Here is a 9,597-nt window from a genome sequence, read left to right on the forward strand (position 1 = left end):
TCAGAAATTTTTATCCTCAATTTCTCGCAATCCTCGCTACGGGCGCTATTCTCGGGCAGCCTCCTAGCCGGGATGCTTCACCGCCTCTGCCTGCTCATGATCGCAGAAAAATCGCAAGGCCAGCTGAAGATCTCCAGTCTTCTCCTCAACGAAGAATTGAAATGATCGTGGCCTTTGAACAAGCCCATTATCGGTTGAACCATGATAACCTCGACTTCAAGGAGTTCACTTCGCTCAAAAAAATAGCCAATGATGTGCTTGAAAATGAGCAGCTAAGAGAGTGTGCCTCAAAGCTGTGTGGCAAAACAAAAATTATTGAGGCAGCTGCCCTGTCTGAACAGTACACAATGTCAGGTAACGGAGAAAACAGGGCGACCATAGGATGCTCATCCTGCCAGATTTGTGCAGTGAACTGTTTCAGTCATGATCAAGATGGGGTGTTGCCAATGAAAGTAAAAACGATCTGTGCGTTGTATGCAGCAATCATGCTTATAGGATGCGAACCGCCTGATGACAAGCCCATTGTCGATAACAAAACAGCTGAAGCCATCTGTCAGGCCAAAGTCAACCTGCCCGGTGGTTGGACCAAATCTGAAGTTACTCCAGAGGCTCAGAAGGCGGTAAATCTGGTGGTCAGGGGAATGGAAAAGTCGGCCAAGCTGAAAAAAATGCTGGCGGTGCACTCTCAGATTGTTAATGGTGTGAATTACGCGCTGGAGTTCCAGTTGGACAATGGCACGATCTGGAGTGCCATTGTCTATCGGGATCTGGAGGGAAAATACAGTATTACCCAGGCGCCAATTCCCGGACTATTCTGCGACCACTGACAGGTTTCATGTCTGATCGGCTGATCATGTGATTTTGCGATAGCATCCGATTTATGGAATGATTCACTTCGATAATAATAATGACCGGCTGCTGTTGAGGTTCCCATGCCTGATCAACCCCGTGTGCTCTTTGCAGTGAAAGACCACATCGCTTACGTCACCATGAACCGTCCTGAGAAACATAACGGCCTGGATATGGCCATGTTTCGTGACATGATTGCAACCGCAAAAAAAATCCGGAAGGATCGCTCGATCCGCTGTGTGATTCTCTCCGGGAATGGCCCCTCTTTTTGCTCAGGGCTGGATTTTCAGGCCGTCAGCAAAGACCCGGGCATAGTGGCAAAAGTCTTTCTTAAACTGCCCTGGACCAAACAGAATATTGCCCAGGAGATTGCCCATTGCTGGCGAGACCTGCCAGTCCCGGTTATTTCTGTTATTCACGGTAATTGCTTTGGTGGTGGGATGCAGATTATCCTGGCTACGGATTACCGCATTGCCAGGGCGGATGCCAGCCTTGCCATTATGGAGATGAAGTGGGGCTTGATTCCCGATATGAGTGGAATGGTCACACTCTCCCGGCTGACCCGCATTGATATTGCCCAGGAGCTGACCATGACCGGCCGTACATTCACCGCGCGGGAGGGGTACGAGTATGGTTTGATCGGCCGGTTGGCTGATGACCCGATGGTGGCAGCAGAACAGCTTGCCCAGACGATTTGCAGGCAGTCACCGGACGCCGTTGCCGCAGCGAAATACCTGTTCAGGAAAACCTGGAAAGCCGACACCTGGAAAGCCCTGCGCTGGGAGCGCTGGGTTCAGGCGCGCCTGCTGGGGCGTAAAAACCAGCGCATTGCCATGAAGAATGGTCTGAGTAAAAAAGAGGACCCCCTGCCGTTTATTGACCGGCGCACATTTTGAAAGGTAACCGGCTTTTATACCTTTTATTACAAACTCCCATGACCGGCTATACCGGTCATGGGAGTTTTTTGTGTTTCAACCGTGATTCTGATAAAGAGATCGTCGTCTACCAAATATTTGTCCATCATCGTTTCCTGGCTTATAGGAATAACACATAAGGTAGAAGTCTCTGGGTTAACTTTTGGGTCCTGAAGATTGCTACCGTCGTGAATAAAAGTATAGATATGGTTGTGTATCACCCTACCCATACTGCCAAGCATTTCAAATCGAACAGCTCCCCTGAATGGCCAGGGCAGAATCGGATCATATAGTGATGGCATAAGCCCTATGGACAAACTGATATTACTGCCCCGACCTGCACCATCACCAGTAATATGAATTCGTCCATATAATGCATATCCTTCAGATGTATGAAAAAAGGGACTGCTGAAATGTATTTGATTATGGCCGCCCCTGATGTTCTCCAGCGCTTTTTTGAAACCGGGTAGCTTCCAGGTTAAAACGCCGTTGCCGGTACCCGCTTTATAGAGCTGTAGTCCCAGCTCAAGCTCATGTATTTGTGCTTGCTGGCCAACAACAGTTTTGCACAGTTCATCGATGGTAGCTGCCTGGTGTCGACAGGCAAGTCTTAGCTCGGCAAAGCCATTGAGTACATCCCCAAATTGTTTAACCATGGCTTCGTACTGGGCATAGGCTATTGTCGGAGTTGCCAGCGCCCCCGCTGTTGCCCATTCGGGCTCTCTGGCAGCAGTGGGTGGCTCAGGTAGTATCTGCGGGTTGACCCCGGGTTTATTTAAAACTGGTGCCTGCGTCCGGGGGGGATGCGCATCATCTTTATGGTAATGGGCAGGCAGGTCATGAAGAGACAGCCATTGGCCGCATTCGATGCTCGGAGGAATGAGTTCAGCGCCCTCAAAATTATTCAGTAATACGCCTCTGGCACAAGCAACCTCCAGGCTTTTCGACAACTCAGTCAACACCTGGCACTGTGCAAACTTATTAACCTGTGGACAAATTTTTCTGGCACATCGAATGTCAGCGGGCAGGGGCAAGGCTTCACTGTCGTCCTGGCCAGGCAGCGGATATGTCAGCTGCCTTGCCAGGTCGATGACTCCGCAATCCTGACCACCCTGTGTGCTCTCCGGCGGGTAGGGTGCGCTTTCAATAACATGGGAAGGATCATCAATTGGACTTGAGTCACGCATCTTGATTGACTTACTGGTTAAATTTGAACACGGGAAGCAATACAGCTGCAGCAATAGATCAATATCAAGCCGCCTGCACCTGAAGCAGGCACCACTGGTGGTCCGGAATAATATTGAGGCTTTTTCTTCGGATGCCTGATGAGCAGGGGCTTTGTCTTTACCCTCAGCATTGACTGGCAGCGACTCAACCTTGGCAGTGTCAACGGGAGTCGATTGAGCAGGATAAAAATACATGTACACCAACTCCTGTGGTCAGGCATTAAAATCTTGAAAAGAATAAATCTGTAAAGTAACAATTAGAGCCCACACTCTCGGCCATAGGGCCTTATGATCTTTTGGCCTTTTGACAACAGCCCGGATGTTTGGTTCACCAGGCAAAATGACCGGATGCTATTGAGGTCCCAATGCCTGATCAAACACAGAGTCAATAGACTCTGGCATTATCTTTTGGCGATTCGGGACATGTTATGTTATAACGATTTGCATTTTGAGATTGGGTACTGATCCCTCCAGAACATGATGAGGGCAATACCGAAAGGAATCGCAGAATATGACCATCAGCCTTTGCCAGACAGACCGTGGAAAAGACGGCAAGCGATTGCTGCCCTGTCTGACGGTAGCGGTTTATCTGATGGTGGTTCACTATACGCTGAGCCATGTTCATACTTTATCGGACCAGAACTTTCGGTCAGAAATATTCTGGCAGTATCCGGTTACTGCCATTGTCGATGATACAAGTGATCACCAGAACACTGAGCACCGCCATTCATCGGATTGTATGCTGGTGTCTCAGGCTCCTTCACCTGTACATTGGTTCCAGGTAAAAGTGCGGTTCGATCCAGTTCATAACGACCGGCCCTATCGCTTATCGATCCATTCTTCCACCCCAACCAAAAGACAAACCCGCGCACCGCCCGGTTACCAAGTCTGAAGTTTGATTGTTCATCAATTATTTTTTTCTTTCTTTCTTTCAGGAACTGTGTATGCGTTGTGTTTCAAAAATGGCCTCTGTTGCCTGTGTCTTACTGTCAGCAAGTGTTTCTGCTGACGGACATCGTCATGCCGGTGCCCATGTACATGGAGCCGGTCATTTGAATTTTGCCATTGAAGGTCGTCAGATTCATATTGAACTGGAAACGCCGGGATTTGACATTCTTGGCTTTGAATCCATCCGTTCGGATGCCCAGCGCAGGCAACTTAAAGATGCCCTGCTTGAACTTGAAAAAGACGATTTATGGTCTTTTACACCAGCGGCGTCCTGTAGGTTGAAAACGGCATCGGCTTCGGCCAGTGGTGAGCATGGAGAAGATCATCATGACCATCATAGGGATGCAGATGACCATCATGGTTCACACCATGCCCATGGCCACCACGACTCACACCATGACCAGCATGGGCGCGATGACCACCATGGCGATGGTCACCATGAGTCAGCACATATGGATATTGCTGCTACTTATGTATATGAGTGTGCCAATATTGCCGGGCTCAACAGTATCTCTACCCGTTTGTTTCAGCGGTTTGGCAGCAGTGAGCAGTTGAAGGTTCAGGGCTTTACCGATTCTGGCCAGATAGCCGGTCAGATGAGCCGTCAGCGACCAGAGGTGCGCTTCTGATATGAGTGGTCTCGGTCAACCGGTGATTCAGCTAAAGGATGTCCAGTTTGGCTGGCAGCCTGAAACAGTGGTTCTGGATATACCGGAACTATTGGTCAGCCAGGGTGAGAAGGTGTTTATCCGGGGGCCTTCAGGGTCTGGCAAAACGACGCTACTGGGGCTTTTGGGGGGCGTACTCACACCGGTTGCCGGTGCTGTCTCTGTGCTGAGCAACGACATTGGTCGTTTTTCCCCGGCATGTCGGGATCATTTCCGGGCAGATCATATCGGTTTTATCTTTCAGATGTTTAACCTGATTCCTTATCTTTCGGTGGTTGACAATGTCACACTGCCGCTGGGGTTTGCCAGCAAGCGCCGTGAAAACCTTCAATCCATGGGCGTTGATGCCAAACAGGAAGCGATTCGATTGCTAAACCATCTGGAGCTAACCGATCCGCAGTTGCTGCAGAGGCCAGTGACGGAACTCAGTATTGGCCAGCAGCAGAGAGTGGCGGCAGCCAGAGCGTTGATTGGCCGTCCTGAACTGGTGATCGCAGATGAGCCTACCTCGGCTTTGGACAGTGATACCCGTGAGGCATTTATCCGCCTGCTGTTTGCAGAGTGTGAGGCTGCGGGCAGTACGCTGGTTTTCGTCAGCCATGACTCTGCCCTGGAAGCATTGTTTGATTGCTCTGTTGCCCTGAATGAAATCAATCGTGCCAGTCAGCATCGGCCAGTAGTTCAGCCGGAGGTGGTGTGATGTCAATACTTCATCTGGCGGTGAAAAGTCTGAGTAACCGCAAAGCCACGGCATTGCTGACCATTTTCTCCATTGCCATCAGCGTGGCTTTGCTGCTGGGCGTGGAAAGGGTGCGGGTTGAGGCCCGGAACAGTTTTACCAGTACCGTGTCCGGTACCGATCTCGTGGTCGGTGCCCGCAGCAGCTCACTTAACCTGCTGCTCTATTCGGTGTTTCATATGGGTAATGCGACCAATAATATCACCTGGGAAACCTATCAGGACCTGTCCTCCAACAAGGCGGTGGCCTGGACTATTCCCATTGCCTTGGGGGATTCTCATCAAGGATATCGCGTGGTGGGTACTGCTCAAAGCCTGTTTGAACACTTCCGTTTTGGTGATAATCAGCCCATCAACTTCAGCAATGGTAAGCCATTTGATGATCTCTATGATGCAGTGATTGGTTCTGAAGTGGCGGCGGCTGTTGGCTATCGGGTTGGTCAGGAAATTGTACTCAGTCACGGTGTTGAAAGCCGGAGCCTGCAGACGCATCAGGATAAACCCTTCAGGATTTCCGGTGTGTTAAAGCCTACCGGCACACCTATGGATAGAGTGATAATGATCTCTCTGGAGGGGATTGAGGCGTTGCACATTGACTGGGTCAATGGGGCGGCACCTAATGCCCTGTTCTCGGTTTCTGCCGACAGGGCACGGGCCATGGATTTGCAACCGTCCAGCATTACCGCCTATTTTGTCGGTTTGAAGTCCCGGGTGGCGGCTTTTCGGTATCAGCGGGCGGTGAATGAGTATCGTCAGGAGGCGCTGACGGCTATTTTACCGGGTGTTGCCCTGGGGGAGCTCTGGCAGTTGGTGGGGTCGGCTGAAAAGGCATTGCTGGCGGTTTCAGTGATGGTGGTGGTTGCGGGGTTAGTTGGCATGCTGACCACCATTCTGACGTCGCTTAATGAGCGGCGTAGAGAGATGGCCATTCTCCGTTCAGTAGGGGCCCGGCCCGGGCATATCTTTACCCTGATGATGACCGAGTCCCTGATCTATGCCATCACTGGCACACTATTGGGCTTCCTGCTGATGTATGGAATGCTGTTCGCCATTCAACCGGTAGTGCAAATGCAGCTGGGTTTGCATATTACCATTGCGTTACCGGGGATTTTTGAGTTGATTCTGGCGGTCGCCATTATTGTCTCGGCGACCATACTGGGTGCAGTGCCTGCCTGGCGGGCCTATAAAAATTCATTGGCGGATGGTCTGACGGTCAGGCTGTAGGAGAGCGAATAATGATAGCTGAAAGACAACGCCCTGGCTGGATGGCCCTGGTATTTATGCTGGCTTTTATGCCGGTGGATTTTGCCATGGCTGCAAAGGTTGCAAGCCCTGAAAAACCTTCGGTCAGAGAGATCAACTGGGATGACCTGATGCCGCCGGTGGATGAGGAAATTGTCCGCAAATATGAGGCGGGTGAAATCAGTCAGGAAGAGGCTATTGAATATATTGATGAGCTGGGCAAAATTCCGGTAGCAAGTATGAATCAGCGACGGGTCAAAATTCCCGGTTATCTTGTGCCACTGAATATTGATAAGGATCAATCAGCCACAGAACTGTTGCTGGTGCCAACCCTGGGAGCCTGTATTCATGTACCGCCACCGCCACCCAACCAGACCATTTTTGTCCGCTATGACCAGGGCATAAAAGTGACAGAAGCGGGCTACACCCCCTACTGGCTGGAAGGGGTGATCAGGGTTGAAAACAATACCTCCGAGTATACTGACGTTGTCTATGCCATAACGGTGGAAAGTCTTAAGGAGTTTGATTAAAAAAGACAAGAAGGCTTTGCCCCGGATGTTTCAGGGCAAAGCATGTTTCCCCGACAACAGTGCCGTGCAATGGGGTATTCGATGATAACTTGTGAAGACTTCCCCTAATCGTGTTATAACATCCTATCCTGACTGGCTTCTCTGATAACCGTACTGGCGAGTGACCATGGAACCTACACTGCATTCTGCTACGTCCCCCATTGTCAGTGAAATTGCTGAACTCCTGATTTCCAGGGGTTGGACCCTGTCTACCGCTGAATCCTGTACCGGTGGTGGTATTGGTTATGCATTGACCGTGTTGCCCGGTAGCTCTGCCTGGTTTGAAGGCGGTGTTATCTGCTATGCCAATGGCGTAAAGGCTCAGCTGCTGCATGTGCCGGAAGTGTTGCTGAATAAATGCGGTGCTGTCAGTGAACAGGTGGCCATTGCCATGGCCCGGGGTGTCCGCAAGTTGTTGGAAACCGATATCTCCGTGGCCGTGACCGGCGTTGCCGGACCGGGGGGCGCGACACCGGAAAAGCCTGTGGGAACCGTATGGATTGCCTGGAGTACCGGCCAGGAAACGGCTGCAAGACACTTTCTTCTTGAGGGTGATCGCGATCAGATCAGGGCACAGACGGTTGTTCAGGCGTTGCAGGGTATTCTGACCCTATTAACCTGAAAAGATTCGTTCCGGTCGAAGCGATAAATATACTGGACAAATATCCAGTATCTGTTTAAATATACAGTGTTACTTATGAGCTGTTCCTGATGAAGTCAGAATCGAACTGAGGGCGTGAAAAAATGGATGATAACAGAAAAAAAGCGTTGGCAGCAGCACTTGGCCAGATTGACCGACAGTTTGGTAAAGGCGCCATCATGCGGATGGGCGACCAGAAGCAGGAGGCGATTCCTGCAATTTCCACCGGTTCTCTGCAACTGGATATAGCCCTGGGTATTGGCGGTCTGCCGAAAGGCCGTGTTATTGAAATCTTCGGTCCTGAATCTTCCGGTAAAACCACGCTGACCCTGAGCGTTATTGCCCAGGCACAGAAACAGGGTGCCACCTGTGCCTTTGTTGATGCTGAGCATGCTCTGGATCCCCAGTACGCCGGTAAGCTGGGTGTGAATGTGGATGACCTGTATGTCTCCCAGCCGGATACGGGTGAACAGGCACTGGAAATCACGGATATGCTGGTCCGTTCCGGTGCCGTGGATGTCATCGTTGTTGACTCTGTCGCTGCCCTGGTACCCAAGGCGGAAATTGAGGGTGATATGGGGGACTCCCACGTTGGCCTGCAGGCTCGTCTGATGTCTCAGGCACTGCGTAAGCTGACTGGTTCCATCAAACAGACCAACTGCATGGTCATCTTCATCAACCAGATCCGTATGAAGATCGGTGTGATGTTCGGCAACCCGGAAACCACTACGGGCGGTAACGCACTGAAATTCTATTCTTCTGTACGTCTTGATATCCGTCGTACCGGTGCCGTTAAGCAGGGTGATGAGGTTGTCGGTAACGAAACCCGCGTTAAGGTGGTGAAGAATAAGGTATCACCGCCTTTTCGACAGGCTGAATTCCAGATCCTGTATGGCCAGGGTATCTACCATATGGGTGAAGTGATTGATCTGGGTGTGAAGCAGAAACTGATCGATAAGTCCGGTGCCTGGTATGCCTATAAAGGCTCAAAGATTGGTCAGGGTAAAGCCAATGCTGCCCAGTACCTCTCTGATAACCCGGAATTGGCGGCTGAAATCGAAGCCCGGATCCGTGATGAGTTAATGAGTACTCCGGAGAAAGACGCCGCAAAAAAAGCCGACACTGAAGCCGGGAAAGGTGTTGGCAAAAAAGGTAACGACGATGCAGTGGCAAGCGTGCAGCAGGACGAGCTGCTGGCTGACTAATTGAATGTCTGCTGAAGTCATTCAATCGGTGAAAGATGTCCGTCGGGCTGCCATGGTTCTCCTGGCCCGGCGGGAACATGGTTTTACCGAGCTGGCTCGAAAACTTTCGGGCCGTTTTCCCCAGGAACTGGTGATTGAAGCACTTAACCGCTTGCGGGAAGAGCGGTTGCAAAGCGATCACCGTTTTGTTGAAAGTTATGTCTATAGTCATCAACAGCGGGGCTACGGTCCGGTTCGTATAAAATCGGAGCTGTTTCAGAAAGGGATTGATAGCGAGTTGATCGGTCAATACCTGCTGGAGCAGGACGATCACTGGGATGAACTGGCAAAAGCGGTGAAAGAGCGAAGGTTTGGCACCTCTACTCCTCTGGATAATAAAGAGAGAACCCGGCAGATCCGCTTCCTGGTCCAGCGAGGCTTCTCCATGAGCCAGATATACTCCGCTTTCTCTTCCTCATAACCACAAACCTCACAAATCACAAAGAAGGTGTCTTAACCTAATGGGCCTGGTTGCCAGTGCTGCTGTTTCCGGCGGAATACGCTGTAAGTAGTTAACCAAATGAAATCATATTTTCTGACTAAGTGATCAGTCACTCTG

11 protein-coding genes are annotated in these 9,597 nt (G+C 50.7%); 10 read left to right on the plus strand and 1 reads right to left on the minus strand.

Annotated features, from left to right (window positions below; all coding sequences use genetic code 11):
* Window positions 1-827, plus strand: an 827-nt coding sequence (locus KDK15_RS04940) for a hypothetical protein (RefSeq protein ID WP_257294254.1), incomplete at its 5' end; no start/stop codon positions are given.
* 105 nt (window positions 828-932) lie between these two features.
* Window positions 933-1,745: a crotonase/enoyl-CoA hydratase family protein gene (locus KDK15_RS04945; RefSeq protein ID WP_257294255.1), complete on the plus strand. Its 813-nt coding sequence runs from the start codon at window positions 933-935 to the stop codon at window positions 1,743-1,745.
* Between the two features lie 26 nt (window positions 1,746-1,771).
* On the opposite strand, the gene KDK15_RS04950 is transcribed toward KDK15_RS04945, so the two are convergent.
* The gene (locus tag KDK15_RS04950) at window positions 1,772-3,184 is read right to left on the minus strand and encodes a hypothetical protein (RefSeq protein WP_257294256.1); all 1,413 of its coding nucleotides are present in this window, start codon (window positions 3,182-3,184) and stop codon (window positions 1,772-1,774) included.
* Between the two features lie 316 nt (window positions 3,185-3,500).
* On the opposite strand from KDK15_RS04950, the gene KDK15_RS04955 reads away from it, so the two are divergent.
* The 8 genes from KDK15_RS04955 to KDK15_RS04990 all read left to right on the plus strand — a co-directional run bounded on the left by KDK15_RS04955 (window position 3,501) and on the right by KDK15_RS04990 (window position 9,459).
* Window positions 3,501-3,881, plus strand: coding sequence for a hypothetical protein (locus tag KDK15_RS04955; RefSeq protein WP_257294257.1), 381 nt, complete (start codon window positions 3,501-3,503; stop codon window positions 3,879-3,881).
* A gap of 52 nt (window positions 3,882-3,933) precedes the next feature.
* The gene (locus tag KDK15_RS04960; RefSeq protein ID WP_257294258.1) at window positions 3,934-4,566 is read left to right on the plus strand and encodes a DUF2796 domain-containing protein; all 633 of its coding nucleotides are present in this window, start codon (window positions 3,934-3,936) and stop codon (window positions 4,564-4,566) included.
* A 1-nt stretch (window position 4,567) separates the two neighbouring features.
* Window positions 4,568-5,305 carry an ATP-binding cassette domain-containing protein gene (locus tag KDK15_RS04965; RefSeq protein WP_257294259.1) on the plus strand — a complete coding sequence of 246 codons (738 nt, stop codon included), beginning with the start codon at window positions 4,568-4,570 and terminating at the stop codon, window positions 5,303-5,305.
* On the plus strand, window positions 5,305-6,567 hold the full coding sequence (locus KDK15_RS04970; protein ID WP_257294260.1) for an FtsX-like permease family protein: 1,263 nt from the start codon (window positions 5,305-5,307) through the stop codon (window positions 6,565-6,567). Before KDK15_RS04965 ends, KDK15_RS04970 begins: the two co-directional genes overlap by 1 nt.
* 11 nt (window positions 6,568-6,578) lie before the next feature.
* Window positions 6,579-7,115, plus strand: a complete 537-nt coding sequence (locus tag KDK15_RS04975) for a DUF3299 domain-containing protein (RefSeq protein WP_257294261.1) — start codon at window positions 6,579-6,581, stop codon at window positions 7,113-7,115.
* Between the two features lie 166 nt (window positions 7,116-7,281).
* Entirely contained in the window at window positions 7,282-7,776 is a 495-nt protein-coding gene (locus KDK15_RS04980; RefSeq protein ID WP_257294262.1) for a CinA family protein, read from the plus strand.
* Between the two features lie 122 nt (window positions 7,777-7,898).
* Window positions 7,899-8,999, plus strand: coding sequence for a recombinase RecA (recA, locus tag KDK15_RS04985; protein WP_257294263.1), 1,101 nt, complete (start codon window positions 7,899-7,901; stop codon window positions 8,997-8,999).
* A 4-nt stretch (window positions 9,000-9,003) separates the two neighbouring features.
* Window positions 9,004-9,459 (plus strand): regulatory protein RecX, encoded by a 456-nt coding sequence (locus KDK15_RS04990; protein WP_257294264.1) that lies wholly within the window; start codon window positions 9,004-9,006, stop codon window positions 9,457-9,459.
* Window positions 9,460-9,597 lie beyond the last annotated feature (138 nt).

The sequence above is a fragment of the Endozoicomonas sp. YOMI1 genome (assembly GCF_024606345.1).
Taxonomy (GTDB): Bacteria; Pseudomonadota; Gammaproteobacteria; order Pseudomonadales; family Endozoicomonadaceae; genus Endozoicomonas.